This is a genomic window from Phaeobacter sp. G2 (genome assembly GCA_025163595.1).
Lineage (GTDB): Bacteria > Pseudomonadota > Alphaproteobacteria > Rhodobacterales > Rhodobacteraceae > Pseudophaeobacter.
Genome location: CP104100.1, coordinates 3,406,591 through 3,430,636, shown reverse-complemented (window position 1 = coordinate 3,430,636; position 24,046 = coordinate 3,406,591). Strand labels below are relative to the sequence as shown.

General features: G+C 59.7%; 26 protein-coding genes. 14 read left to right on the top strand and 12 right to left on the bottom strand.

Annotation, left to right across the window (positions count from 1 at the left end):
* Positions 1-125: 125 nt before the first annotated feature.
* From N1037_16350 to N1037_16340, 3 genes are read left to right on the top strand one after another with little or no spacing between them, the layout of a single operon-like run.
* On the top strand, positions 126-980 hold the full coding sequence (locus N1037_16350; GenBank protein ID UWS78824.1) for a DMT family transporter: 855 nt from the start codon (positions 126-128) through the stop codon (positions 978-980).
* A gap of 57 nt (positions 981-1,037) precedes the next feature.
* The gene (locus N1037_16345) at positions 1,038-1,829 is read left to right on the top strand and encodes an alpha/beta fold hydrolase (protein ID UWS78823.1); all 792 of its coding nucleotides are present in this window, start codon (positions 1,038-1,040) and stop codon (positions 1,827-1,829) included.
* A gap of 20 nt (positions 1,830-1,849) precedes the next feature.
* Positions 1,850-3,001, top strand: a complete 1,152-nt coding sequence (locus N1037_16340; protein UWS78822.1) for an alpha-D-ribose 1-methylphosphonate 5-triphosphate diphosphatase — start codon at positions 1,850-1,852, stop codon at positions 2,999-3,001.
* Positions 3,002-3,087: 86 nt separating this feature from the next.
* Here N1037_16340 and N1037_16335 read toward each other — a convergent pair whose 3' ends face one another.
* The 3 genes from N1037_16335 to N1037_16325 all read right to left on the bottom strand — a co-directional run bounded on the left by N1037_16335 (position 3,088) and on the right by N1037_16325 (position 5,332).
* Positions 3,088-4,164 (bottom strand): 5-(carboxyamino)imidazole ribonucleotide synthase, encoded by a 1,077-nt coding sequence (locus N1037_16335; protein UWS78821.1) that lies wholly within the window; start codon positions 4,162-4,164, stop codon positions 3,088-3,090.
* Entirely contained in the window at positions 4,157-4,657 is a 501-nt protein-coding gene (gene purE / locus N1037_16330) for a 5-(carboxyamino)imidazole ribonucleotide mutase (protein UWS78820.1), read from the bottom strand. The genes N1037_16335 and purE overlap by 8 nt, the downstream gene beginning before the upstream one ends.
* A 450-nt stretch (positions 4,658-5,107) precedes the next feature.
* A complete protein-coding gene (locus N1037_16325; protein UWS78819.1) occupies positions 5,108-5,332 on the bottom strand; it encodes a DUF465 domain-containing protein in 225 nt (74 codons plus the stop codon).
* A gap of 178 nt (positions 5,333-5,510) precedes the next feature.
* Between N1037_16325 and N1037_16320 the strand changes: the two genes are divergently transcribed.
* From N1037_16320 to N1037_16305, 4 genes are all read left to right on the top strand, one after another.
* Entirely contained in the window at positions 5,511-5,924 is a 414-nt protein-coding gene (locus tag N1037_16320; GenBank protein UWS78818.1) for an Hsp20 family protein, read from the top strand.
* 5 nt (positions 5,925-5,929) lie between these two features.
* Complete coding sequence (locus N1037_16315) at positions 5,930-6,163, top strand: DUF1150 domain-containing protein (protein UWS78817.1); 234 nt, start codon at positions 5,930-5,932, stop codon at positions 6,161-6,163.
* A gap of 133 nt (positions 6,164-6,296) precedes the next feature.
* Entirely contained in the window at positions 6,297-7,181 is an 885-nt protein-coding gene (locus N1037_16310; protein ID UWS78816.1) for a PhzF family phenazine biosynthesis protein, read from the top strand.
* Positions 7,182-7,214: 33 nt separating this feature from the next.
* Positions 7,215-8,099 carry a hypothetical protein gene (locus N1037_16305; protein UWS78815.1) on the top strand — a complete coding sequence of 295 codons (885 nt, stop codon included), beginning with the start codon at positions 7,215-7,217 and terminating at the stop codon, positions 8,097-8,099.
* A 194-nt stretch (positions 8,100-8,293) separates the two neighbouring features.
* Here N1037_16305 and N1037_16300 read toward each other — a convergent pair whose 3' ends face one another.
* From N1037_16300 to trxB, 3 genes are all read right to left on the bottom strand, one after another.
* Positions 8,294-10,369: a bifunctional sulfate adenylyltransferase/adenylylsulfate kinase gene (locus N1037_16300; GenBank protein UWS78814.1), complete on the bottom strand. Its 2,076-nt coding sequence runs from the start codon at positions 10,367-10,369 to the stop codon at positions 8,294-8,296.
* Positions 10,370-10,643: 274 nt separating this feature from the next.
* Positions 10,644-12,362 carry an adenylate/guanylate cyclase domain-containing protein gene (locus N1037_16295; protein ID UWS78813.1) on the bottom strand — a complete coding sequence of 573 codons (1,719 nt, stop codon included), beginning with the start codon at positions 12,360-12,362 and terminating at the stop codon, positions 10,644-10,646.
* Positions 12,363-12,562: 200 nt separating this feature from the next.
* Positions 12,563-13,507, bottom strand: a complete 945-nt coding sequence (gene trxB / locus N1037_16290) for a thioredoxin-disulfide reductase (GenBank protein UWS78812.1) — start codon at positions 13,505-13,507, stop codon at positions 12,563-12,565.
* A gap of 295 nt (positions 13,508-13,802) precedes the next feature.
* On the opposite strand from trxB, the gene N1037_16285 reads away from it, so the two are divergent.
* The gene (locus tag N1037_16285; GenBank protein UWS78811.1) at positions 13,803-14,303 is read left to right on the top strand and encodes an Lrp/AsnC family transcriptional regulator; all 501 of its coding nucleotides are present in this window, start codon (positions 13,803-13,805) and stop codon (positions 14,301-14,303) included.
* 114 nt (positions 14,304-14,417) lie between these two features.
* Here N1037_16285 and N1037_16280 read toward each other — a convergent pair whose 3' ends face one another.
* The 5 genes from N1037_16280 to lgt form a co-directional block, all read right to left on the bottom strand.
* Entirely contained in the window at positions 14,418-15,200 is a 783-nt protein-coding gene (locus N1037_16280; GenBank protein UWS78810.1) for a Hint domain-containing protein, read from the bottom strand.
* A gap of 371 nt (positions 15,201-15,571) precedes the next feature.
* Positions 15,572-15,733: a hypothetical protein gene (locus N1037_16275; GenBank protein UWS78809.1), complete on the bottom strand. Its 162-nt coding sequence runs from the start codon at positions 15,731-15,733 to the stop codon at positions 15,572-15,574.
* 258 nt (positions 15,734-15,991) lie between these two features.
* Entirely contained in the window at positions 15,992-16,747 is a 756-nt protein-coding gene (gene pgeF / locus N1037_16270; protein ID UWS78808.1) for a peptidoglycan editing factor PgeF, read from the bottom strand.
* Positions 16,744-17,814 (bottom strand): SAM-dependent methyltransferase, encoded by a 1,071-nt coding sequence (locus tag N1037_16265; protein UWS78807.1) that lies wholly within the window; start codon positions 17,812-17,814, stop codon positions 16,744-16,746. The genes pgeF and N1037_16265 overlap by 4 nt, the downstream gene beginning before the upstream one ends.
* On the bottom strand, positions 17,811-18,710 hold the full coding sequence (gene lgt / locus N1037_16260) for a prolipoprotein diacylglyceryl transferase (GenBank protein ID UWS78806.1): 900 nt from the start codon (positions 18,708-18,710) through the stop codon (positions 17,811-17,813). The genes N1037_16265 and lgt overlap by 4 nt, the downstream gene beginning before the upstream one ends.
* Positions 18,711-18,807: 97 nt before the next feature.
* On the opposite strand from lgt, the gene N1037_16255 reads away from it, so the two are divergent.
* From N1037_16255 to N1037_16235, 5 genes are all read left to right on the top strand, one after another.
* The gene (locus N1037_16255) at positions 18,808-19,050 is read left to right on the top strand and encodes an accessory factor UbiK family protein (protein ID UWS81380.1); all 243 of its coding nucleotides are present in this window, start codon (positions 18,808-18,810) and stop codon (positions 19,048-19,050) included.
* Positions 19,051-19,751: 701 nt separating this feature from the next.
* On the top strand, positions 19,752-20,252 hold the full coding sequence (locus N1037_16250; GenBank protein ID UWS78805.1) for a YbjN domain-containing protein: 501 nt from the start codon (positions 19,752-19,754) through the stop codon (positions 20,250-20,252).
* 43 nt (positions 20,253-20,295) lie between these two features.
* On the top strand, positions 20,296-21,111 hold the full coding sequence (proC, locus tag N1037_16245) for a pyrroline-5-carboxylate reductase (GenBank protein ID UWS78804.1): 816 nt from the start codon (positions 20,296-20,298) through the stop codon (positions 21,109-21,111).
* Complete coding sequence (locus tag N1037_16240) at positions 21,104-21,442, top strand: tRNA-binding protein (GenBank protein UWS78803.1); 339 nt, start codon at positions 21,104-21,106, stop codon at positions 21,440-21,442. The genes proC and N1037_16240 overlap by 8 nt, the downstream gene beginning before the upstream one ends.
* Before the next feature lie 2 nt (positions 21,443-21,444).
* Positions 21,445-22,395, top strand: coding sequence for a D-glycerate dehydrogenase (locus N1037_16235; protein UWS78802.1), 951 nt, complete (start codon positions 21,445-21,447; stop codon positions 22,393-22,395).
* Here N1037_16235 and N1037_16230 read toward each other — a convergent pair.
* Positions 22,392-22,976: a thymidine kinase gene (locus N1037_16230; protein ID UWS78801.1), complete on the bottom strand. Its 585-nt coding sequence runs from the start codon at positions 22,974-22,976 to the stop codon at positions 22,392-22,394. The genes N1037_16235 and N1037_16230 overlap by 4 nt on opposite strands.
* Before the next feature lie 544 nt (positions 22,977-23,520).
* Between N1037_16230 and N1037_16225 the strand changes: the two genes are divergently transcribed.
* Positions 23,521-23,997, top strand: a complete 477-nt coding sequence (locus tag N1037_16225; protein ID UWS78800.1) for a hypothetical protein — start codon at positions 23,521-23,523, stop codon at positions 23,995-23,997.
* Positions 23,998-24,046 lie beyond the last annotated feature (49 nt).

Sequence of the window (24,046 nt, the reverse complement as noted above, 5' to 3'; positions counted from 1 at the left end):
TAATTGTGACGTCGAAGTTCTGCAAAGCGGGGCTGGGGATGGTTGCTCTGCAGCGGAGCTTGCGGTAGCGGTCGCAGGGAAACTCCACTCTGCGCCGGGACTGTCGGCCTGACCGAGGCCCAGTGATGCAGCTTGTCGTATTTGTTCTTCTTGTATTGATCGCTTTTGCAGCCAATTCGGTTTTGGGCCGGATGGCGATCAGCTGGGGCTATATGGATGCGCTGGGCTTTGGGCTTTTGCGGCTGGCCTCGGGGGCGGCCATGTTGGGGCTCCTCTGTGCCTTGCGGGGGCGGAGCCTGCGCCAACCGCTGCTGCCCAGTGTAAAAGGTGGCGCAGCGCTGACGCTCTATATGATTGGCTTTTGTCTCGCCTATCAAGGGCTTGATGCCGGGATTGGCGCGCTTATCCTGTTTGGTGTGGTGCAGATTGCCATGTTTGGCTGGGGGGCTCTGCGGGGCAGTGACCCCAGTATCGGGCAGATGGTTGGCGCCGGGGTGGCCTTTGCTGGGCTGGCCTATGTGGTCTGGCCGGACCAGAACCTGCAGGTCACGCTGTGGGATGCGGTGCTCATGGGGCTCAGCGGGCTGGGCTGGGCCGCCTATAGTCTGCTTGGGCGCGGGGTGCGCGATCCCTTGGCCTCGAGCGCAGTGAACTTCATCTGGGCCACGGCGATGATACTGCCCTTTGTTTGGGCCGCGTGGGGCAGCGGTCTGATCACCGGGCTTATTACCGGACCGGGTATTGTTCTGGCGGTCCTTTCTGGCGCGGTGACCTCGGGGCTTGGCTATGCGCTGTGGTACCGGGTGTTGCCCCAGTTGCAACCAGCGGTCGCTGCAACCATCCAATTGAGCGTGCCGGTGCTGGCGATCCTGGGCGGTGTGCTCTTCCTTGCGGAACCTGTAGGAGCGCGGTTGATCCTGGGCACGCTGGTGGTTCTGGCAGGTATTGCCCTGGTGATCTGGACCCCAAAACGCCGGTAAACAAGGCGCCAGTAAAAAGGGGTTTTCTCGCGCCGCCGCAAACCCTATCTCAGGGGAATGAAAAACCTGATCAAACCTCTCATTCTGACCGCTTTGGGCATTGTCCCAGGCCAGGCGCTGGCCGATTGCGTGGTGCTGCTGCATGGGCTGGCGCGATCAGAGAGCTCATTTGTGGTGATGGAGCAGGTTTTTGAAGCCCGCGGCTATCAGGTGGTGCGACCGGGATATGAGTCGACGACCTTTCCTGTCGCTGCGCTTGCCGAGCAGACCCTGCCTGCTGCAATTGCTGAGTGTCATGCGAATGCGCCCATCCATTTTGTGACCCACTCCATGGGGGGGATCTTGTTGCGGCAGTATTTTCAGGTTGCGGCGCATCAGCCGCCAAACCTGGGGGCTACGGTTATGCTGGGGCCACCCAATCAGGGCAGCGAAGTGGTGGATGAGCTGGGGGATTGGGCGGTTTTTGACCTGATCAACGGCCCCGCAGGCGAGAGCCTAGGCACTGGGGCAGAGAGCCTGCCCAAGAAGTTGCCGCCAGTGGATTTTTTACTGGGTGTTATTGCGGGCGATCAATCCATCAGCCCGGTGTTTTCGGCGATTATTCCGGGGGAGGATGACGGGAAGGTCTCGGTCGCAAGCACCCGGGTTGAGGGGATGCAGGATCACATAGTCCTGCCCGTCACCCATACCTTTATGATGAATGACCCACTGGTCATTGCCCAGGTGATCGCCTTTCTGCAACAGGGGCGGTTTGATCCGGATATCACTTGGCTGGATGCCCTGAATGATGTGATCGCAGGCACCTGTATTGGGGCGGACTGCGGCTATGGTTTGACGCCAATTAAGTAGGAGCCCCCGGGCCAATGCCAATGACGATGCTAGAATTGACCCTTCAGGGGGCGGATGTGCTGACACCAGCGGGGCTGGACCAGGCGGGGGAAATTGCGCTTTCGGGTGGCGCAATTACCGCGCAGCCCTGCGGGCGCCGGGTGGATCTGACCGGGTATCTGGTGCTGCCGGGTATAATTGATCCCCATGGGGATGGGTTTGAACGGCATCTGGCGCCCCGGCGTGGGGCGATGAAACAAATGGCCGAAGGGGTGGTCGCCACCGAAGCAGAGCTGGCCGCCAATGGCATCACCACTGCCGTTTTGGCGCAGTTTTACAGCTGGGAGGGGGGCTTGCGCGGCCCGGACTATGCCGGCCAGGTTTTTGATGCCGTGGCGGAGGTGCGCGCAGATCTGGTGACGGATCTGCTGCCGCAGCTCAGGTTTGAAACCCATATGTTGGACGACTACGCCGCGCTGCCAGAGTTGATCGCGAAATGGGGTCTGTCTTATATCGTCTTTAACGATCATCTGCCCCATGACCGTCTGGCCCAGGGCAAAAAGCCACCTCGGCTGACCGGCCAGGCGCTCAAGGCCGGGCGCAATCCCGACAGGCATTTTGAAATGCTGCTGGATATGCATGGCCGTAGTGCCGAAGTGCCTGCTGCACTTGATGCACTGTGCATACAGCTGCGCAGCGCAGGGCTGCGCATTGGCAGCCATGACGATCAAACAGCAGTTGATCGCGCCACTTGGCGGGCGCGCGGGGCTGAGATCAGCGAATTCCCCGAAACGCTGGAGGCCGCCGAAGCGGCGCGGGCAGGGGGGGATCACATTATTTTGGGCGCGCCCAATGTGGTGCGGGGCGGTTCGCACAAGGGCAATGCCTCGGCGCTGGATCTGATTGCCATGGGGCTGTGTGATGCGCTGGCCTCGGATTATCACTATCCCAGCCCGCGCCGCGCCGCGCTGATGCTGGCACGCGCGGGCCTGTTGGATCTGTCTGCGGCCTGGGGGCTGGTATCCTCTGGTCCGGCAGGTCTGTTGGGGCTGGCGGATCGCGGCGATTTTGCGCCCGGGAAACGCGCCGATATGGTGATCCTCGACAAGGCGAGCGAACGGGTTGCTGCCACCCTGTCCGGCGGGCGGGTGAGCTATATGTCCGGCGAAATTGCCACCCGGTTCATGGGGTGAAGGGGGAGGAAAGCCCTGGAGAAGGTAACAAAAGTGCCCGCTCTTAGATCAGGGCGGACACTTGAGGTTTGTGCTGTGTATGCAGATTATTTCTGTGGCCGGGTAATCCGGTTTACATGGGCCATCTTACGGCCGGGCTTGGCTTCGGCCTTGCCATAAAGATGCAGGGCGCAGTCGCGCTCTTTGGCTAGCTCGGGCAGGCGGTCCATATCGTCACCGATGAGGTTTTCCATCACCACGTCCGAATGGCGCTGTCCATCGCCCAGGGGCCAGCCTGCTACCGCGCGGATGTGCTGTTCAAACTGGTCAACGGCGCAGCCATTTTGAGTCCAGTGGCCTGAGTTGTGGACGCGTGGGGCGATCTCATTCACCACCAGCCCCTGTGGAGTGACAAACAGCTCAACCCCAAGAACGCCAACATAATCAAGCGCGTTCAGCACTTTGGCCGCCAACAGAACCGCATCCATGCGCTGGCTGGCGCTGAGGCGGGCCGGCACTGTGGTGGTGTGCAAAATGCCGTCGCGGTGGACGTTTTCACCGGGGTCATAGCAGGCAACCTCGCCGGTGATGCCACGGGCCGCAATAACTGACACTTCATGGCTGAAATTGACAAAGCCCTCCAGCACCGACGGCGCACCTGCCATGGCGTTGAGGGCCTCATCGGCCTGATCTGGCGACATGATGCGGGCCTGGCCCTTGCCATCGTAGCCAAAACGCCGGGTTTTCAGGATCGCAGGGGTGCCAATCTCGGCAAGGGCAGCCTCTAGGCTGGCGGCATCGGTGATATCGGCGAAGGGGGCGATGTGCAGGTCTAGGCCTTGCAGGAAGGTCTTTTCGGTCAGGCGGTCCTGTGAAATCCGCAGGGCCTCGCGGCCGGGGCGAATGGGGCCATGGGACTCGATAATGTCCAGGGCCGCGGTGGGGATGTTTTCAAACTCATAGGTGATCACATCGACTGCATTGGCAAAAGCTAGCAGGGCGGCGCTGTCCTCATAGCCGGCGGTGGTGACCTGGTCTGCCACCTGGCCAGCGGGGGGATTGGCGCCGGGGTCAAAGATATGGGTCTTAAAGCCAAGGCGGGAGGCCGCAACCGACAGCATGCGGCCCAGTTGCCCGCCGCCCAGGATGCCGATGGTGGCACCGGGTTTCAGTGCATCAGTCATCGATGGGCTCCTCAGGGATCGAGGCAGACAGCGCCGCGCGCCAGGCGTCCAGACGCTCGGCGAGGGCGGGGTCCTGCAGGGCCAGGATACCGGCGGCCATGAGCCCGGCATTGGCAGCCCCGGCGGCGCCAATGGCCATGGTGGCAACGGGGAAGCCCTTGGGCATCTGGACGATGGAATAAAGCGAGTCGACACCGGAGAGCGCCCGGGTCTGAACCGGCACGCCCACAACCGGCACGCGTGTTTTGGAAGCCACCATACCCGGCAGATGGGCTGCGCCGCCAGCACCAGCGATGATCACCTGCAAGCCGCGCTCCGCTGCCGATTTGCCGTAGGACCACAGCCGGTCAGGGGTGCGGTGGGCCGAGACGATCTTGGCTTCATAGGGAACGGCGAGCTCATCCAGGAGCGTGGCGGCTTCTTTCATTGTTGGCCAATCAGATTGGCTGCCCATGATGATGCCCACTTTGATGTCGCTGGGGGTGTTTGGCATGTGATCTGTCCTGTCATGCCGCAGTCTCCACGGTGGAGAGCTGCTGGGGTGGAAGGAAGCCGCACTATAGTCAAACTTGCCTGTGGTGCAATGCGACAATGCTACGAGTGGGGGCTGCGCGTTTCGGGCTTTTGATTAAGGTTCTGATAGTGCGCCAAGGTGGCGCTAATGCCTGGGGAAGAAGGGGCGCTCCCGTTTGGGCAAGAAACAAGAAAAAAGGGGGGCTCCCGCCCAGGCAAAATGGCAGCAAGCTGCCATATGCCCGGTTGGGCATGGCACCGCGCGTTGCGCGGTGCGGCGCGATGAATAATCGCGCCAAGGCAGCGCGCCGACAGGCGCGCTGCCGGGCCCAAGGGGCGTGTGGGGTGGCTTTGCCGCCACTGCCGCCACGCGGGAGAGCTGGCTTGGCGGGGCCAATCAGGCGGGGTATCGCGATAGTACGGGGGAGGGTTAGGCAATAATATCAGGGGTCAGCCGGTCTTCGATTTGGGAAATTTTATCCTTCAGCCCCAGCTTTTGCTTTTTCAGTCGCCGTATCGTCAGCTGATCGCTGGTGCCGCGCTCTTGCAGTGCGGTGATTGCCTCGTCCAGATCCCGGTGCTGCCTGCGAAACACTTCCAGCTCCACTTTGAGAACCTCATCGGTTTTCATGGAAATATCGGCTGATTCATTCATTGGCGACTCAAAATACAGAAGGGCTCGGGTAGAGGACAAGATACTTCTTTAACGTCTTTTCCGCTAGACCTTGTCGCCATAGTCTTGAGAATTCGAGAGAACTTACCATATTCTATGCAAGCAGTTGCCGCCATGGGACTGCTGATTAACGTCGCTTTGAAGCAAAAGGACGATACACGTGTCGAAACTCACTCTGGGGTCTTACCCGCATATGCTGGGGTTTGAGCAGTTGGAACGCCTTCTGGAACGCTCAGCCAAATCCGGTAACGAAGGCTATCCGCCTTACAACATTGAACAAACTTCCGACTTTTCTTATCGCATCACCCTCGCGGTGGCTGGCTTTGCCGAGCAGGACCTGGCCATAACAGTTGAGGATCGCCAGTTGGTGATCCGGGGCCGTCAGGGCGAAGACAGTGACGGGCGGGTCTTCCTGCACCGTGGAATCGCTGCCCGGCAGTTTCAGCGCATGTTTGTGCTGGCCGATGGGGTCGACGTTGGCGAGGCCGTGATGGAAAACGGGCTTTTGCACGTGGATCTTACGCGATCGCGTCCGGAAACCGTGGTTCAGACAATCAATATCAAGAAGGGTTAAGAAACATGCATACTCCTTTTGACAACTCTACTTCCGACGCGTCTGGCGCGCGCATTGTCTATGTAAAAACGGTTGCCGTTGGTGATCTGCCAAAAGACATGCAGGCCAGTGCCGAAGGTCGCGAACAGCTTTATGCGGTGCATGATGCCGAAGGTGAACAGCTCGCCGTGGTGACCGACCGCAAGCTGGCCTTTGTTCTGGCCCGGCAAAACGATTTCTCGCCGGTTGCGGTGCACTAAGGCGCAGATCGCGACTGTCGTGCCTGAACTGAGCTGATCCCGGGCGATTGGCTTGGCTCTTGCGGGAGGTTTAACCTCAGCCCAATCTTGGCTAGGCTTCCCGCAAATGAATCAAGCAGATAGGGGCGGCTCGATGAGCAGATTTGATTTTGACTGGGTCGATGCCTTTTCGGACCGGGCCTTTGGCGGCAATGGCTGCGCTGTTGTACATGGTGGCGCCCATTTGCCAGTGGAGACCTGCACTGCCTATGTGCGTGAAACGTCTTTGGTTGAATGTACATTTACCGGCCCGTCTGATCTGGCCGACATTCGGGTGCGCTATTTTCTTGCCAGCCGCGAGATCCCCTTTGCGGGTCACCCCACAATTGCCACCGTGGCCGCGATGCGTGACCGTGGGTTGATTGGCGAGGGTCAGATCCGGCTGGAGACCGGCGCCGGCATCGTGCCGGTGACCATTGCGGGCGATCAGATTGAAATGACCCAGATTGCGCCAGAGTTCGGGCCAAAACCTGATCCCGCTCTGGTGGCAGCGGCAATTTCATTGCCGGTTGAGGCGATTTTGGGCGCGCCGCAAAAGGTATCAACCGGATTGCCCTTCTGCATAACGGTGCTCAAAGATCAGACCGCCTTGGCGCAGGCGCAGCTTGATCTTCCGGCGCTGGCCAGGCTGGGCCAGGCGCTGGGGGCGGATGGCATTGATATGATGGAGCCGTTTCTGGTGACCCTGCAGGGGGCAACCGATTTGGGGGATACCTATTCGCGGCTGTTGATGGCGCCGCCCAGCCCGCCCGAAGATCCCTTTACCGGCTCTGCTACCGGGGCGATGGCGGCCTATCTGTGGCGCAATGGCCTTATGCAACAGGACAGTTTTGTTGCGGAACAGGGCCACGGAATGGGGCGACCGGGCATGGCGCGGGTCACCCGGCTGGGCCCTTGTGATGCCTTGCAGGGCATAAAGGTGTCCGGCACCGGCTTCGTTTTGATGCGCGGCTCTGTTGACCTGCCGGATCAAACCTGATCTCAGATCCTGAACTGACGGGAACCGATGACTATGACAGGCCCAGAGACAGCCCATGTCGCGCCGCCGGCGATTGCAGTGATGCCCTATGGTGGCAAACTGGGCAAAGCCCTGGCCGAACGCCCGCTCAGCGAGATGGAGTGGCCTTTGGGCTGCCCTGATCGGCTGGTTGGAAAACAGGTCAAACACATGGCGCCGCAGGATCACCTGATCGTCTTTGCCAAGCGGGCCATGCATATCCAGTCGCATCGCTGCTGCCCGGCGCGGATTTCGATGATTGTGGCAGAACCCAAGATCATGTCTGCGGATCACCACCGCATATTGCGGCTAAGTGCGCGGCGCTTTTTCCGTGTCTTTACCTATGACCCCCAGCTCTTGGCGCGGTTGCCAAATGGGCTGATGCTGCCCTTTGGCACCACCTGGGTGCCGGAGTGGCAAGAGCTGCAGATCGCCAAAACCAAAGAGTTGTCGCTGATCGCGTCGGCCAAGAATGATCACCCTGGCCATAAGCTGCGCCATCAGATTGTGGCCTACCTGCAGGCGCAGATGCCCGAGGCGGAGATTCTGGGCCGTGGCTACAAGGCCTTTGAGGATAAATCGGAAGGGCTGGCACCTTATCGCTATTCCGTGGTGATCGAAAATGTGCGCGAGCAAAACTGCTTCACGGAAAAACTGATTGATGCGATTCTTTGTGAAACGGTGCCGCTGTATTGGGGCTGTCCGAATATCAGTGATTTCTTTGAGGGCGAGGGAATCATTCTTTGCCGCAACCAAGCGGAGTTCGAGGCTGCGTTTCAGCAGATCGGCCCAGAGGACTATGCCCGGCGATTGCCTGCTTTGCGGCGCCTGAAACAGGCCGCAGCAGACTATGGCGACCTGTCGTTGCGCGCCGCCCGTGCCCTGCGTGACAGTCTGTAGCTGCGGTCTGTTTCAGGCAGGGCTTTCGCAATTAACTGAAGTTTACTCAGGTCCGCCGGGGCGCGCCGTAATCGCGGAAAACCACGGTGAGACTGAGACTGACAAATAAACGGCCCGTCCTTGGGAAGGACGGGCCGTTTATCTGTTCAGGGCGATTGCCCAGGCTGCTCGGGTTGGCAGTTCGGGCAGGCGGCTTAGCCTGCGATCAGCCCCATGTTTTCCAACTTGAGCAGAACCTGATGGGCGCAGTTGTCCACATCAACATTTTCGGTTTCTACGCTCAGCTCTGGGTTGACTGGCACATCATAGGGGTCGGAGATCCCGGTGAACTCTTTGATCTTGCCTTCGCGAGCCAGCTTATACAGACCCTTGCGGTCGCGGCGCTCGCATTCTTCCAGCGAGGTGGCGACATGCACTTCAACAAAGGCGCCAAAGGCTTCCACGTCTTCGCGCACGGCGCGGCGGGTGGTTGCATAGGGGGCAATGGGCGCACAGATGGCGATACCGCCGTTCTTGGTGATTTCCGACGCGACATAACCGATGCGGCGGATGTTGAGATCGCGGTGCTCTTTGGAGAAGCCCAGCTCGGAGCTGAGGTTTTTACGCACGATATCCCCATCCAGCAAGGTCACCGGACGACCACCCATTTCCATCAGCTTGACCATCAGCGCGTTGGCGATGGTGGATTTACCCGACCCAGACAACCCGGTCAGGAAAACGGTGAAGCCCTGCTTGGAGCGCGGTGGCTTGGTGCGGCGCAGTTCTTTGACCACCTCGGGGAAGGAGAACCACTCGGGGATTTCCAAACCTTCGGCCAGACGGCGGCGCAGTTCGGTGCCCGAGATGTTGAGGATGGTCACATCATCCTTGTCTTCGATCTCGTCGATGGCCTCATACTGCGCGCGTTCCGATACCCAAACCATATGTTTGAAATCGACCATTTCGATGCCCATTTCTTCTTGATGGGTGCGGAAGAGTTCCTGCGCATCATAGGGGCCGTAGAAATCTTCACCGGCAGAGTTTTTGCCGGGGCCGGCGTGGTCGCGGCCAACGATGAAATGGGTGCAACCGTGGTTTTTGCGGATCAGCCCGTGCCAGACGGCTTCCCGTGGGCCGGCCATACGCATTGCCAGGTTCAGCAGGCTCATCGCAGTGGTCGAGGCTGGGTATTTGTCCAGAACGGCCTCGTAGCAGCGCACGCGGGTAAAGTGATCAACGTCGCCGGGCTTGGTCATGCCGACAACCGGATGGATCAGCAGGTTGGCCTGAGCTTCGCGGGCGGCGCGGAAGGTCAGTTCCTGGTGGGCGCGGTGCAGCGGGTTGCGGGTCTGAAAGGCGACAACCTTGCGCCAGCCCAGTTTGCGGAAATAGGCGCGCAGCTCATTTGGGGTGTCGCGGCGGGCGCGGAAATCATAGTGCACCGGCTGCTGGATGCCGGTGACAGGGCCGCCCAGATAGATGCTGCCAGCCTGGTTGTGCAGGTAGTTGACCGCGGGATGTGCGTCATCGTCGGCGCCAAATACCATTTCGGCCTCGCGGGCCTTGTTTGGCGTCCAGCGGTCGGTGACGGTCATGGTGGCGAGGATCACGCCTTCCTGGTCGCGCAGGGCGATATCTTCGCCCACTTCCAGGGTCTCGGCAAACTCTTCGGAGACATCCAGGTTGATCGGCATCGGCCAGAGCGACCCATCGGCCAGCCGCATGTTTTCCACAACGCCGTTGTAGTCATCCTCGGTCAGGAAGCCTTTGAGCGGGTTGAAGCCGCCATTCATTAGAAGCTCAAGATCGCAGATCTGGCGCGGTGTCAGGTCGTGGCTTTTCAGTTCGCCTGCGTCAATTTTCAGCTTTTGAGCAGAGTCATAAGAGACATAGAGCTCGGGGATAGGAGCCAGATTGTTCTGCATTGGATGAGTCCTGTGTTTAATGGGAGGCAAGCCGCTGGCTGTGCCAGTGAGTTCCGCATAAAGCGCGTTGTATTCAGCGAGCTTGCGGGAGAGGAATTGATCGGTCAGGCGACGTTTTTCGGAGGCGCCAGCCCTGGTCAATGTGTAGGTATAGCGCTGCCGTTTGTCGGGGCCGGGGCGGTCGCTGATTGCGATCAATCCGGCATCCGCAGCCGCGCGCAGCTGGGTGTTCAACCCGCCCAGGGACATACCCAAAGCCGAGGCCGTCGCGCGCTGCGAGGCCTCCGGCGCCAGGTCCAGCTGGCGCAGGAGTCGGAAGAGCAGGTCTTCCTCATCCGGGGTAAGATTTGAGTTGGCTGCAGTCATGGTGTCTTGATCAGTGTATGTTCACGCGTGAACGCATCGCATAAATTGCTGCAGCTGCAAAGGGGGAAAATCTCACAAATTGGTGCAAACGGCCCGCGTTGCAGGGCTGCAACGCAGTCTGGTTTGATTTATCGGGTGTTCTGGGGGCGCTGTTCCTGGTGGGCTCCCCAGAGGGGGACACAGGACCGCACCGGGGCAAAAGTTTGGAACGATAAGTTTGGCCTGTTTGCGCGTTTGGTGTTGGGGGGGCAACGCAAGGGCGGGGAGGCGAAGGTCAGCGCCCCTGGTCGGTTGCGACAGCAAATGTGGTTGCCTCTGGATCTGTGAGGGGAGACAGCAGTTGTTCCAGGGTGGAGGCCTGTGCAACCGGCAGGGCGCGGACGGGATGGTCGACGCCGCGCAGGGAAAAGTCCTGCAACATCGCTTGTGGCGCGACCATGCCCGCCGCCTGCACCACAGAGTCCGAGATCAGCAGCTCGACCCCCAGCTCTTTGGTTTTGGCCTCCAGCCGACTGGCGGCATTTACTGCGGAGCCGATCAACGTGCGGGGGGCGTTGTCGGTGGTGCCAATTTCCCCCAATACAACGGTTCCGGTATGTAGCCCCATGCCGATACGCACCGGGTCTTCGCCCTCTGAGGCCAGCATCATGTTAAAGCGGGCCAATGCGACGCCAATATTGCCCGCCGCAGTGATACCTGCTTGGGCCGACTGTTCCGGGCTGTTCATTTCAAACAGGGCCAACAGCCCATCGCCCATGTATTTGTCGACGGTGCCTCCGGCCATGGTGATTTCAGGCACAATAGCATCAAAGAAGCGGTTCAGCAGAAAGACAATGTCATAGGGCAGCAACCCGGCCGAGCGTGCGGTAAAGCCGCGAATATCTAAAAACAGGACCGCGATGGTTTTTTCCACGCCCTGGGCTGAATGGACCTGGCGGCGTCCTTTTGCCTGGTAGACACGCTGGATCGACAGCGAGGCAGTTGGCCTGATCTGGCAGGCCAGCCGCACATTATCACGGGCTTTGATCGCTTTCAGCGTCCGCGCCTCGGCGCTGCTGGGTGGGGCGAGGTTTTCCAGCCCCTTGGTCACTTCGATCCGGCAAGTGGTGCAGCGCCCCTTGCCACCACAAAGCGAGGTATGCGGCAAGCCGTTGAGCTGGGAAATCTCCAGCAGGGTAAGCCCGTGTTCGATGGTGATCTGGGTGCCATTTTCATAGCGGATCTGCAGGGATTTCCGTTTGCGGATAAAGCGGCGCAGATAAAAGATCAGCACGGCGGCGCTGAGCAGGGCAATGAACAGCCAAAAGGCAAAATCATAGATCTCATATAGGCGGGCAAAAGCCGTGTTATTCGGCCAGTTAAAACTGTCGCGGATCACCGAGGCATTGCCGGGGCGGATAAAGACTGACCAGATGCGACGGCCTTCGGTCAGCAGTCCGGCCAGGGCCAGAGAGGGCACAAGAACGGCCAGGCCGATCATGTAGGGCAACAGCCGGGACCACCAGTCGGTGATCCGCAGCCACATATGCAGCCCAATGCAGCCATGCACCCAGACCACCAGCAGCAGCAGATACTGTTGCCAGATCTCTGGGGAATTCCACATCAATAATATGATCGAGGGCATGTCGTCATCTAGCCCATAGGCGCTGGATGCATAGCTGGTGAAGATCAGGTGCTGGATCAATTGCAGAGGGATCAAAAGCCCCAGGATCAACTGCAGTGCTTGTGCCGGGCTCATCCGTAGGGTTCTGCGGCTGGCAACCTGCCACAGGGCCAGGGAGAAATGCGTGAAAAGCGCGGAAAACAACAGTATCTGGCCAGGTGGGTGGCCGGTGAGCAGGCGACGGAATTCCTGCACCTGAAACATGAAATCAGCAGAGACCAGCCCGGCGGCAATATTCAGGAAATGCAGCAAAGCATAGGTAAGCAGAAACACACCGCTAACGGTGCGGCTGCGTTGAATGAGATCCCCACGCCAGAGTACATGTGTCACGCGAACGGCCCCTTCAATTGCACCACGTCAAGGTGTTGGAACTCCCTGGGCAGGTCAAGGTATTTTGGCAGTCTGCAAAAGGGGCAGGGCAGACCGGTCCCGCGGTCTGATGCTCTGGTCGACCAAAAAAGCTATTGGTCGACCAGCAAACGCGCAGCTGTGTCCCCCGGCCTGTCGCAGGCTTCACTGGGGGATTGGGTTTAGTCTTCCTGTTCGGCCAGGAACCGTTCTGCATCCAGCGCCGCCATGCACCCCATACCGGCTGAGGTCACCGCCTGGCGGTATTTGTGATCGGTCAGATCACCGGCGGCAAAGACACCGGGCACCGAGGTTTCAGTGGTGCCGGGTTTAACCGAGACATAGCCGCCATTGTGCAGCTCCAGGGTGTCTTTCACCAGCTCATTGGCGGGCGCGTGGCCGATGGCCACAAAGACGCCCTTGCAGGGGATATCGGTGATTTCACCCGTCTTTACGTTTTTGACCTTGATGCCCTCGACGCCCAGAGGGCTGTCGGTGCCATAGACTTCTTCCAGCTGATGAAACCACAGGGGCTCGATCTTTTTGTTCTTGAACAGGCGGTCCTGCAGGATCTTTTCCGAGCGCAGCTCGTCGCGGCGGTGCACCAGGGTGACCTTGGAGGCAAAGTTGGTCAAAAACAGCGCTTCTTCAACGGCGGTGTTGCCGCCGCCGATGACCACGATCTCCTGACCGCGATAGAAGAACCCGTCGCAGGTGGCGCAGGCCGAGACGCCAAAGCCTTTGAATTTTTCTTCGGTTTCCAGCCCCAGCCATTTGGCACGGGCGCCGGTGGCCAGGATCACCGCATCAGCGGTATAGGTGGTGCCGCTATCGCCTTTGGCCACAAAGGGGCGCTGGGAGGTGTCCAACGAAGTAATGATGTCGCCAATGATGTCGCAGCCCATGGCCTTTGCGTGGTCCTGCATGCGGATCATCAAATCCGGCCCCTGCACCTCACTATCACCGGGCCAGTTTTCCACCTCGGTGGTGGTGGTCAGCTGACCGCCGGGCTCGATGCCCTGAACCAGAACCGGCTCCAGCATGGCGCGGGACGCATAGACGCCGGCGGTATAGCCTGCCGGGCCGGAGCCAATGATCAGAACCTTGGTGTGACGCGTGTCGCTCATCTCGTATCCCCAAATTTGCAAGCTAGGCTGCACATGATGCTGTAAGTGGTGGCTGCGGCCACCGTCGCCATAGCATATAGCGGCAGGGCTGCGGCTCTTAAACCCCTGATGACGCGCCAGGGGCACGGCAGGAGCCCGCAGGGATCACGCTTTTGCGATTTTGGCACTGCCCCGTTTGCCGCCCTTATTGGCGCTTGTATCTGGCTGTTGCAAAGATTAGGTCGCCTCTGTGAAATAATATTGCGTGGCCCTGCGGCGGTGCTATAAGAAACGAAAATCGACAGGAGCTTTACACATGGTCACAACCCGTCTTGATCCGATTGATCGCAAGATACTCTCGGAATTGCAGGCCGATGGGCGCATGACCAATGTCGAACTGGCCAAGCGGGTCGGCATTTCGGCCCCGCCCTGTCTGCGACGCGTCCGTGCGCTGGAAGAGGCCGGCCTGATAGGCGGCTACCACGCAGAGGTCAACGCCCGGGAGCTGGGCTTTGAGGTGCAGGTTTTTGCCATGGTCGGGCTGGAAAGCCAGGCCGAAGCAGAGCTTTCCGCCTTTGAGGAACAGTGCCGCAGCTGGCCGCTGGTGCGCGAATGTCATATGCTGAACGGGGAGGTGGATTTCATTTTGAAATGTGTCTCGCCAGATCTCAGTACCTTTCAGAGCTTCCTGACCTCAGAGCTGTTGACCACGCCCAATGTGGCCAGCGTCAAGACATCGCTGGTTATTCGCGGCGCCAAGGATGAACCAGGTGTTCCCTTTGATGTGCTGGAAGAGCGCCTGCAACGAGAAGCCTGAGGGCGGATAAGCCCCCAACCTGGTCCCAGACCGCAGCCTGGTATCGGCGCAGTGGTGCTTTATGCTTTAGGGCGCAAAAGCACAGGCTCCCCCGGCATCCCCCGAGTGCGCGCACTAGCCCCGCAGCGGGCTATCTGTTGCTTCGGCTGCCCGCGCGTAGGCCAGTGGGCCAAATCCGCTCAGCGAATCCACATGGCTAAAGAGATTGAAGTAGAGCGTCTTGATCGCATAACTCACCAGCTTTAGCGCCTCCGGGCCGGGGTGATAGGTCTCAAACTCTAGCCCGCCGACTTTGATCACCGCATGTTTTGGCAGACAAAGGTGGAACAGGTCCACCACGGTGGGGGGCGCGGTTTCAAAGATGTTCATGCCATCGCGGAATTCTTCTGCCAGGGTCAGCAGCAGCGGTGTGCCGGTGGTGCCGCGCATCTGCGGCGGCATGCGCAGCAGCCGTGCCGCCGGTCCGGCCACAACGCAGGAGGCGGGCTTTTGCAGCCCCAGACTGTCGGGCATGAAACTGGTCAGCCGATGGCAGCGCCCCTTGGCATCACTGCGGGAAGGAACCAGACTGGTGGAGCCTTTCCAGATCAGCGGCTGGCTGCCGCCACCCTGGGTGAGGATTTCGTCGCCGGGCAGCAGGTCTTCAACCGCAATGGGCCCTTGCGTGGTTTCCACCAGAGAGCCCCGTGTAAAGGCGCAAAAAGCATCCTCAAAGATCGGCAGGGCGGGGGCGATGTGGCGGGTCTCAGCGATGCCGCCATTGGGCAGCAGGCTGCTGACCTCATAGCGCCGCAACTGCGGTTTGTTGGGCAGGCGCAGCGCGGCAGGATCTTGCAAAAGTGCGCTGCTTTCTGCGGCCTTGGCAGCGGCTTGTTGCAGGGAATGCGGAAGTGTCATTGGCTTAAGACCTTTCTGGCAAAACACGTCAGGGGCGCGCGCCCTCCATCGGCAGAAAATGGAGAGACCTGGCGCCGGGGAGGCAGGCCAGGGATGGGGGCCTGAAACTGGCCAGAGAAGTGCGCTGTGTTCTGCATCGTAAAAATGTGCACGACGGTGCCTTGTATGTAATGTCTCAACGGCCCAGAAGGTGCTGCAAGGGAGCTGACCTGGAGGTTGGTTCCGTAAAGACTGTGGCGGGTATTGACTAAAAAAGGGTCACCGCAAACGGAGGGCCTTGGCGGGATCCGGGGGCTGCAGCGGGCTCATATAAAATTCCATGAGACAGTCTGACTTGGTCTGCGCGGATCTTTGGCCACAGGAATCCGCGCTTAGGCGCGTTTCAACCGCGCTGCAGCAGGCAGGTCTTTTTGCGATGTTCGACGCTGGACCAGATGCGCCTCACGGACCGATCCTCGGCTCCAGGGCATTTTCGTAGTCTCTGATTTTGCAGTCGAAATTACCGATTTCAAAAACCGTTCTCTGGCTTTCATTGGGCGTCTCCTACCTGGGATGAGCGGTGCTGTCGCGGCTCTGTTGGTCCCTTTATCGGTAATCATTACGCCCAGAATGTGGCTCATCGGTGGAATTGTGTGACTGCCCGCCAGGCAGAGCCGCACCAGACGCAGGTCAGGCGTGCGCGGCGTCAAGTCATTATGTTTTATATAAAATTCTTGGCGCTTTTAGGATAATCCCGGCTGGAAAACCGGGGGATTTGGGCAGAAATGGCGCAGCACTGCCCAGATCTGCCCTCACAGGGTGATGCAGGATATTAACCTTCCGTAGTCGGCTTCCCCAGCATGGGTGGTGCGGCGGTAGGAGTAAAACAGCTCTGCATTGCTATAGGTACAGTGGCGTGTCCATTCGGCCTGACCAATGCCCGCCTGGCGCAGCAGGTGCAGCCCCAGGCCAGGCAGGTCAAACTGATAGCGCCCCTCCCGGCCCTGGGCAAAGAAACGGCTATGATCCGGGTCTTTTTGCAGAAAATCGTCAAAGAACTCAGGGCCGACCTCATAGGCGCGTTGCGAGATCGAGGGGCCAATGACCGCGCAGGTCTTGGCCCGGTCTGCGCCCAGACCCTCCATCGCCTGCAATGTTGCCTCCAACACCCCGTCAAGCGCCCCGCGCCAGCCGGCATGGGCGGCGCCAATGACCCCGGCCTCTGCGTCGGCAAACAGCACGGGCTGGCAATCTGCTGTCAGAATACCCAGCGCCACACCGGGGGTGTTTGTGACCATTGCGTCAGCGCGGGGGCGCGCTGCGGTGGGGCCGGTGATGACGGCCACATCCGGGGAATGAATTTGATGCACGCCAACCAGCGCCGTGGGGGCCACATTCATTGCCTCGGCGACACGGGCGCGGTTGAGCGTCACTGCCCCACGTTGGTCGCTGGAGCCAACGCCGCAGTTCAACCCCTGAAAAATTCCCGAGGAGGCACCGCCGCGACGGGTGAAAAACCCGTGGTGCACAGTATCCAACAGCTCAGAGGTGAGTATTTCCAGCGTCATGCATTTAATCCTGGTGGTGGGGCGATATTGGCCGGGGTCAGACCCAGTACTTTGAACAGGTTTCCCATTTCCGTCGGATGCGTCAACCGTCGATGTGCCGCGATCAGGCTTTCCAGCGCCGCGCCCTCCAGCCCTGCGGCCAGCGCGCGGGCGCGATCGGTGATGCCGAGCCGTTCCAGAAACACGCCCTGCGGGGTAAGTTTGCTATAGGTGCAGCCCGCTCCTGCCGCGACAGAGCAGAGCACCTCAAAATCAACATGGGCGGTCAGGTCTGCCTCGCCGGGGGTTTGCAGCGGGTCGATGGGCGCATGGGCTTTCAGCGCCTGTAGAGTATCGCCCAAAGAGCGCCAATCGCCGTAGTCGATGATCAAGGCGCCGCCGCCCTGGCTGGCAATGCGCTGGGCCAAAGCGGCGGTGATGGGGGCGGTTGCCGGGCTCAGCTCGACCAGGTCATCGGCTTTGGTGTCCTGCAGACGATGCTCCAACGCAGGTTGCGGCGCTTCTGGTCCCAGTCCAAAGCTCAGAGTATTAGCAACCAGGCCGACACGTTTTTCGCGCCAGCCGTCGCTGTCGCGGACAAATTGGCGGATGGGCAGGGCGTCGAAGAACTCATTGGCGACCAGAAACAGCGGCTGATGTGGCAGCGCGTCCACGCTATCGACCCAGGTGACGTCATAGCCTGCCAGCGCCTGTGCCTGCTGCTGTTTCAGGGCGGGCGAGGCCTCAACCAGATGCAGCCTGAGCCCTGCGTGAAAGCCGGGCACACCGCGGGTGGCCCGCAGCAGATCCGCCATCAGGGTGCCGCGTCCGGGGCCGAGCTCTGCCAGGGTAAAGGGGGCGGGCGCGCCCTGATCCAACCAGCACTGGGCCAGGGACAGGCCGATGAGCTCGCCAAACATCTGGCTGATTTCCGGCGCGGTGGTGAAATCCCCCTGAGCGCCAAAGGGGGTTTGGCTGGTGTAATAGCCCAGGTCGGGGTGCAGCAGGCATTCGCTCATATAGTCGGCCAGGCTGATGGGGCCGTCGCTGCTGATCCGGGCTATTAACTGGTCTTTTAGCGTGCTCATGGGGCCGGATCCGGGCTGGGTTTGCGCCGCAGTGCAAAATAAAGCCCCAGCGCGATCATCGGCACGGAAAGGGCTTGCCCCATGGTGAGCCCATAGCCCCCCAGCTGCCAGGCCAGGCCCAGGGGATTGCCGGGGGTGACAAACTGCGCATCGGGCTGGCGAAAGAATTCGACAATAAACCGGGCCAGGCCATAGCCGGCCAGAAACACGCCCAGGTTCAAGCCGGGCCGCAGCAGGCTTTGGCGTCGCCAGGTCAGCCAGATCAGCACCGCGCCGAGCAGCAGCCCCTCCATCGCGGCTTCATAGAGCTGCGAGGGGTGGCGGGCGCAGAGCTCTCCCAGGGCCTGACCACAGGCCTGAGCCGCCTGTCCGGGAAAGGCGACGCCCCAGGGCAGATCGGTGGGGCGGCCCCAGAGCTCGGCATTGATGAAATTGGCCAGACGCCCCAGCAGCAGCCCGGCCGGAACCGTATAGGCCACCAGATCAGCCATCTGCAGTTTGGAAACCCCGTGGCGGTGAGCATAGGCCCAGGCCGCGACAATGACCCCGAGCAGGCCACCATGAAAGGCCATGCCGCCCTGCCAGATTCGCAGGATCTCGCTGGGATGCGACAGGTAGTAGCCGGGCTGGTAGAACAGCACAAACCCTAGACGCCCGCCGAGAATCACCCCCAGAATGATCCAGGTCAGCAGATCTTCGACCTGTTCGGGGCGCATCGGTGGCTTTTGCCCCGGCCAGAGCGCAGGTGATTTGAGTGCGCTGACAGCGAGGCGCCAGGCAATCACAATGCCTGCGATATAGGCCAAAGCGTACCAACGCAGGGCAAACTCCATGCCAAACAGGGGAATCGAGAAAATCTCGGGCGAAATATCGGGGAAGTGGATCATGGCCTGCATGTGGTCCTGAATGCCTTTGCGCGCAATTGAAAGTCAACGGCTTGCCCGCGACCCTTTGCGCCCCCATATAGGGGGAATGAGTGATACGGAGAAGATGATGCAGAGCCGAAACAAGATCATGGACGACATTTCGCAGCTGATGACCAATGCAATGGGCGTGGCCCAGGGTGCAAAGGACGAGGCAGAAACCGCGATGAAGAGCCTGATGGACCGCTGGCTGGCGGATCACGATTTTGTCACCCGTGAGGAATTTGATGCTGTGCGCGCTATGGCTCAGAAAGCACGGGAAGAGAATGAAGCCCTGAAGGCGCGCCTGGATGCGCTTGAGAATAAAGCCTGACAGTCCTGTGTATCCTGCCTGGCGTTCTGGCGGGAGAACGGCGGAGCTTTCAGTTTGAAATAGTTCCGGCTGGAGAAGACCGTGTTGTGACAAGTCGGGCCTGCGGGGCACCAGGAGGTGCCTGTCTTGCTGCAGAAGCTGCCTGTGCCGCTTCAGAGCTGTTGGCCGCATCAAGCCGAGATCTGGGTTGCCTCCGGCGGAGGTATTTTTAGAAAGATGAAACACAAGTCTCTGTAGAGGTCTCCGTTTCGGTGTTGACCAGTCTTGTTGTTGACCAGTCTTGTTGTTGACCAGTCTTGTTGTTGACCTGCGGTTGATGTGGCCTGTCCCCACGCGGGACCTGCTTGGGGGCTGGTGCAAAGCGCTGCGGCGCGTCACCGGGTGGGCGGCTGCCGATCAGAGCAGGGTAGGGGCCATTGGCCGGCCTGCCGCGCCCGTTACGTTAAGTGGCGTAATCTGGAACCAGGCGCTGGAGTTTCTCCAAACAGCATATTTCGCGCGCAATAGTGCCGATATCTTGCGGCCCACAGTTATTCGTCCACAACTTATTGAAGATATCCCCAAATAAAGGGTTGCCAGAGTCTACACCCCTTGCCACCATATCTAGTATGGAGACGGGGATGCTCCCCGGTCCGTTGACCAGAAACCTAGCTGTAGGGGGCAAAATCGGTCCCAACGGCTAGAGACCTGAGAGGTGAGACATGGCCCTTTCCGAATTTCATCTGGACGACGATATTCACCCGATTGATATTGTCGAAAACCTGGCGGCCCATCACGACTGGGATTTTGATCGTATCGGGGATGACCAGATTGCCATGGCGGTAGAAGGCCAGTGGCGTACCTATTCTCTCACCCTGGCCTGGTCGGCCTATGAGGAAACGCTGCGACTGGTTTGTAGCTACGAGATGGAACCGCCTGCGCCCAAGATCCCGCAGCTATATGAGTTGATCAATCTGATGAATGATCAATGCTGGGCGGGGGGCTTTACCTATTGGGCTGATCACAAGGTGATGCTGTATCGCTATGGGTTGGTTCTGGCCGGTGGACAGTCTGCCAGCCCGGAGCAGGTTGATGCGATGATCCATGCGGCTGTGTCCAATTGCGAGCGCTACTATCCGGCGATTCAGCTTACTACCTGGGCAGACAAATCCCCGCATGAGGCAATACAGGTTGCCATTGCAGAGGCCTATGGTCGGGCGTAAGTCTCTGTGCTGAGAAGACAATTGAGTGGCAAAGGGTGAGCGGATGATCACAAGTGATATTGAAACACGTGGGTTGGTGCTGCTGGGCTGTGGCAAGATGGGCTCTGCCATGCTGGCGGGCTGGCTGAAGGGGGGGTTGCCTGCCTCTTCGGTCTGGGTGCTGGATCCCAACCCGTCAGACTGGCTGCAGGCCACAGGTGTACATATCAATGTCGATCTGCCGGCAATGCCTGCCCTGGTTCTGGTTGCTGTCAAACCGCAGATGATGGGCGACGCCCTGCCAAAATTGCAGGCGCTGGGCAATGGCGAGACGTTGTTTGTTTCGGTTGCGGCGGGGACATCAATCACCAGTTTTGAGGAGACCCTGGGGGCGCAGACCCCCATTGTCCGCGCCATGCCCAATACTCCGGCGGCCATTGGTCAGGGGATCACGGCGATCATCGGCAATGACCATGCTTCGGCAGCAAATCTGGATATGGCTGAGGCCCTGCTGGCGGCGATTGGCCAGACTGTGCGGTTGGACAGTGAGGCGCAGATGGATGCCGTCACCGGGGTCAGTGGCTCTGGTCCGGCCTATGTGTTTCATTTGATTGAGACCCTTGCCGCCGCTGGCGAAGCACAGGGGCTGCCCGCAGATCTGGCGATGCAATTGGCCAAGGCGACGGTCGCCGGGGCCGGGGCACTGGCGCAGGCGGCCGAGGAAACCCCCAGCCAGCTGCGCGTCAATGTCACCAGCCCCAATGGCACCACCCAGGCGGCGCTTGAGGTGCTGATGAATGAAGAGAGCGGCTTTCCCGATCTGCTGACCCACGCGGTGGCGGCGGCAACCCAGCGCTCCAAGGAGCTGTCCCGTGGCTGAGATTACATTTGACGACTTTCTGCAGGTGGATATTCGCGTCGGCGAGGTGATCCGGGCCGAGGCCTACCCGGAGGCGCGCAAACCGGCGATCAAGATCTGGATCGACTTTGGGCCCGAGATTGGCGAGAAAAAGACCTCGGCCCAGGTGACGGCGCATTACACGCCGGAGGGGCTGATTGGCAAACAGGTGATGGCGGTGGTGAATTTTCCGCCGCGCCAGATCGGCAAATTCATGTCAGAGGTGCTGGTGCTGGGCCTGCCGGATGAGGCTGGCGAAATCCGGCTGGTCGGCCCCGATGGTCCGGTGCCTTTGGGTGGTAGGATGCATTGACGATGAAACTGTTGATTACCCGCCCGATGACTGCGGCGGTAGAGGCGCGGGCGCGGGCAGAGTTTGACGTGGTGATCCGTTCGGAGACCACGGTGCTAAGCCATGACGAGATGGTCAGCGCGCTGCGGGACTATGATTTGGTGATGCCAACGCTGGGCGATGGCTTTGATGCTGGGGTCTTTGCAGAGGTTGCAGAGCCGCGGTGCAGGCTTTTGGCCAATTTTGGCGTTGGATTTAACCACATAGATGTGGCGGCGGCCTCTGCTGCTGGGGTTTTGGTCAGCAATACGCCAGGTGCTGTGACCGATGCGACGGCGGATACCGCCCTGACCCTGCTCTTGATGTCTGCGCGTCGCGCCGCTGAGGGCGAACGTATGGTGCGCAGTGGCGACTGGCCGGGATGGCATCCGACGCAGATGCTGGGGCAGCATGTGACCGGCAAGACGTTGGGTGTGATCGGCATGGGGCGCATTGGTGCGGCTATTGCCCGGCGCTGCCACTTTGGTTTTGGCATGCAGGTATTTTACACCGCGCGCAGTGACAAATCCCCAGAATTCCCTGTCACGCGACTGCCGGATTTGCAGCAGCTGGCGGCGGCGGTGGATTTTCTCGTGGTGGCGGTCCCCGGCGGCGCAGAGACGCGGCATCTGGTGGATGAGCAGGTACTGGCAGCGATGCAGCCCCACGCCCATCTGATCAACATCGCGCGCGGCGAAGTGGTGCAGCAGCAGGCCTTGGTTGCCGCCTTGCAAGAGCAGCGTATCGCCGGAGCGGGCCTGGATGTCTATGAGTTCGAGCCAGAGGTGCCGCAGGCGCTGCGGGATCTTGATAATGTGACGCTGCTGCCGCATCTGGGCACCGCAACCGAAGAGGTGCGGAGCGACATGGGACATATGGCCTTGGACAATGTCGCCGCCTTTGTGGCAGGAGCGCCCCTGCCAAACGCGGTCTAGTTCTCAGCAGCGACAGCGGCGCGCCAGTGGCGGCGGCACAAAGAGACATAGCTTTCATTGCCGCCGATCTGGACCTGATCGCCCTTGGTGATGGCGCGGCCGGTGGCATCCTGACGGATCACCATGGTCGCCTTCTTGCCGCAATGGCAGATTGTGCGCACCTCGCGCATTTCATCGGCCAGCGCCAAAAGGGCAGCTGAGCCGGGAAACAACTGCCCCTGGAAATCCACGCGTAGCCCGTAGCACAGCACCGGCACCCGAAGATCGTCCACCACCCGGGCCAGCTGCCAGACTTGATCGCTGGTCAGAAACTGGGCTTCATCCACAAAGATACTGGCGAGGTCACTTTCAGCAAGACGTGCTTTGATTTTGGCAAACAGGTCTTCGCCGGGGGCAAAGGTGTCGGCGGCTTCGCTGATGCCAATGCGCGAAGCGATTCTCCCTTCGCCCGCACGCGAGTCGATCTGCGCCGTCAGCAGATAGGTATCCATGTGGTTTTCGCGGTAGTTATGAGACGCCTGCAACAGAACCGCCGATTTTCCGGCGTTCATGGTCGAGTAGTTGAAATAGAGCTTTGCCATGCCGTCCCTTTACTGCGTCACAGACAGCGGGAGCAAGAGGCAGGCGCGGGACAATTGCGAAAATCTCATAGTAGATGACCGCTGCAGCTGGGGGACTTTGGCAGGGTGAAAATCCCAGACCAAAAGGATCTGAACCTCTGGAGGATTTAGAATAATGTCACTTATTATTAATGTGTTAAGCGGATTTCAAATCGTTCTCCTGGCGTGATTTTGTAGGCGGCGCGCGATGGTCATACCCTCCCTGACACCCAGGACCTGCTGTCCAAGGCTTGGTCGGCATATGATGCCGACACATCAGGAAGGGTACTTAGGCGAATAACGTTGCCCACTCTAAAAGCACGGGGAAATGTATCCCGTGTCATAACCAAACCCACTCACTAAGTTGGCTCTGAAACACCTTGGCGGGCCAGAATATACCCACCGTTACTTGCTAAATCCCTGAAAACCTTAGGGATGGTGAAATATTAGCAAATACTTTACAACATCATCATGGGAAATTATTCCCGACCTTCCCCTTTTGGCACGGCATGGCTGGTGAGAATTTATGGCAGAGATTGGTACCTACCTGAAAAAGCATACTGAGGCCCTGGTAAAGGATGTTGGGATCGAGGCAGCCTGCCAGATCACCGGTAAGTCCAAGGCGACTTTGGGACGATATTATTCCGACAATTCAGAACATACGGACCGGTTTATGCCGGTTGATGCCGTGGCCAAGCTGGAGAAAGAGGCCTCCTATCCGCATGTGACCTCTGCGCTGGCGGATCTGAAAAACATCACGCTGTCCTATGGCACCACAGCCGGCAGCAACAGCGATGGCAGCAACACCGCCCGTAGCGGTGGGGTGAATGCCGATGTGATCGCGCTGAGCCAGCGATTTGCTTTTTTGATGAGCGAGTATCAAACCGCCATCGAAGACGGGATTATCACAGTGAATGAGGCCAAGAGGCTGCTGCGGGAAACAGTCATGCTGCAACATGTGCTGCTCGACATGAAGCTCCACCTCGAAGAAGAAAGCACCTAGACCAGTAGGGTTGAATGCTTTGCAGCAGGTTTTCTGCGCGCCAGTGGCG

Bases quoted from the DNA above. Each gene is read 5' to 3' on its own strand.
- N1037_16350 (UWS78824.1), top strand. From the start codon at position 126: ATGCAGCTTGTCGTATTTGTTCTTCTTGTATTGATCGCTTTTGCAGCC.
- N1037_16345 (UWS78823.1), top strand. From the start codon at position 1,038: ATGAAAAACCTGATCAAACCTCTCATTCTGACCGCTTTGGGCATTGTC.
- N1037_16340 (UWS78822.1), top strand. From the start codon at position 1,850: ATGACGATGCTAGAATTGACCCTTCAGGGGGCGGATGTGCTGACACCA.
- N1037_16335 (UWS78821.1), bottom strand. From the start codon at position 4,164: ATGACTGATGCACTGAAACCCGGTGCCACCATCGGCATCCTGGGCGGC.
- purE (UWS78820.1), bottom strand. From the start codon at position 4,657: ATGCCAAACACCCCCAGCGACATCAAAGTGGGCATCATCATGGGCAGC.
- N1037_16325 (UWS78819.1), bottom strand. From the start codon at position 5,332: ATGAATGAATCAGCCGATATTTCCATGAAAACCGATGAGGTTCTCAAA.
- N1037_16315 (UWS78817.1), top strand. From the start codon at position 5,930: ATGCATACTCCTTTTGACAACTCTACTTCCGACGCGTCTGGCGCGCGC.
- N1037_16310 (UWS78816.1), top strand. From the start codon at position 6,297: ATGAGCAGATTTGATTTTGACTGGGTCGATGCCTTTTCGGACCGGGCC.
- N1037_16305 (UWS78815.1), top strand. From the start codon at position 7,215: ATGACAGGCCCAGAGACAGCCCATGTCGCGCCGCCGGCGATTGCAGTG.
- N1037_16300 (UWS78814.1), bottom strand. From the start codon at position 10,369: ATGACTGCAGCCAACTCAAATCTTACCCCGGATGAGGAAGACCTGCTC.
- trxB (UWS78812.1), bottom strand. From the start codon at position 13,507: ATGAGCGACACGCGTCACACCAAGGTTCTGATCATTGGCTCCGGCCCG.
- N1037_16285 (UWS78811.1), top strand. From the start codon at position 13,803: ATGGTCACAACCCGTCTTGATCCGATTGATCGCAAGATACTCTCGGAA.
- N1037_16280 (UWS78810.1), bottom strand. From the start codon at position 15,200: ATGACACTTCCGCATTCCCTGCAACAAGCCGCTGCCAAGGCCGCAGAA.
- N1037_16275 (UWS78809.1), bottom strand. From the start codon at position 15,733: ATGAAAGCCAGAGAACGGTTTTTGAAATCGGTAATTTCGACTGCAAAA.
- pgeF (UWS78808.1), bottom strand. From the start codon at position 16,747: ATGACGCTGGAAATACTCACCTCTGAGCTGTTGGATACTGTGCACCAC.
- N1037_16265 (UWS78807.1), bottom strand. From the start codon at position 17,814: ATGAGCACGCTAAAAGACCAGTTAATAGCCCGGATCAGCAGCGACGGC.
- lgt (UWS78806.1), bottom strand. From the start codon at position 18,710: ATGCAGGCCATGATCCACTTCCCCGATATTTCGCCCGAGATTTTCTCG.
- N1037_16255 (UWS81380.1), top strand. From the start codon at position 18,808: ATGCAGAGCCGAAACAAGATCATGGACGACATTTCGCAGCTGATGACC.
- N1037_16250 (UWS78805.1), top strand. From the start codon at position 19,752: ATGGCCCTTTCCGAATTTCATCTGGACGACGATATTCACCCGATTGAT.
- proC (UWS78804.1), top strand. From the start codon at position 20,296: ATGATCACAAGTGATATTGAAACACGTGGGTTGGTGCTGCTGGGCTGT.
- N1037_16235 (UWS78802.1), top strand. From the start codon at position 21,445: ATGAAACTGTTGATTACCCGCCCGATGACTGCGGCGGTAGAGGCGCGG.
- N1037_16230 (UWS78801.1), bottom strand. From the start codon at position 22,976: ATGGCAAAGCTCTATTTCAACTACTCGACCATGAACGCCGGAAAATCG.
- N1037_16225 (UWS78800.1), top strand. From the start codon at position 23,521: ATGGCAGAGATTGGTACCTACCTGAAAAAGCATACTGAGGCCCTGGTA.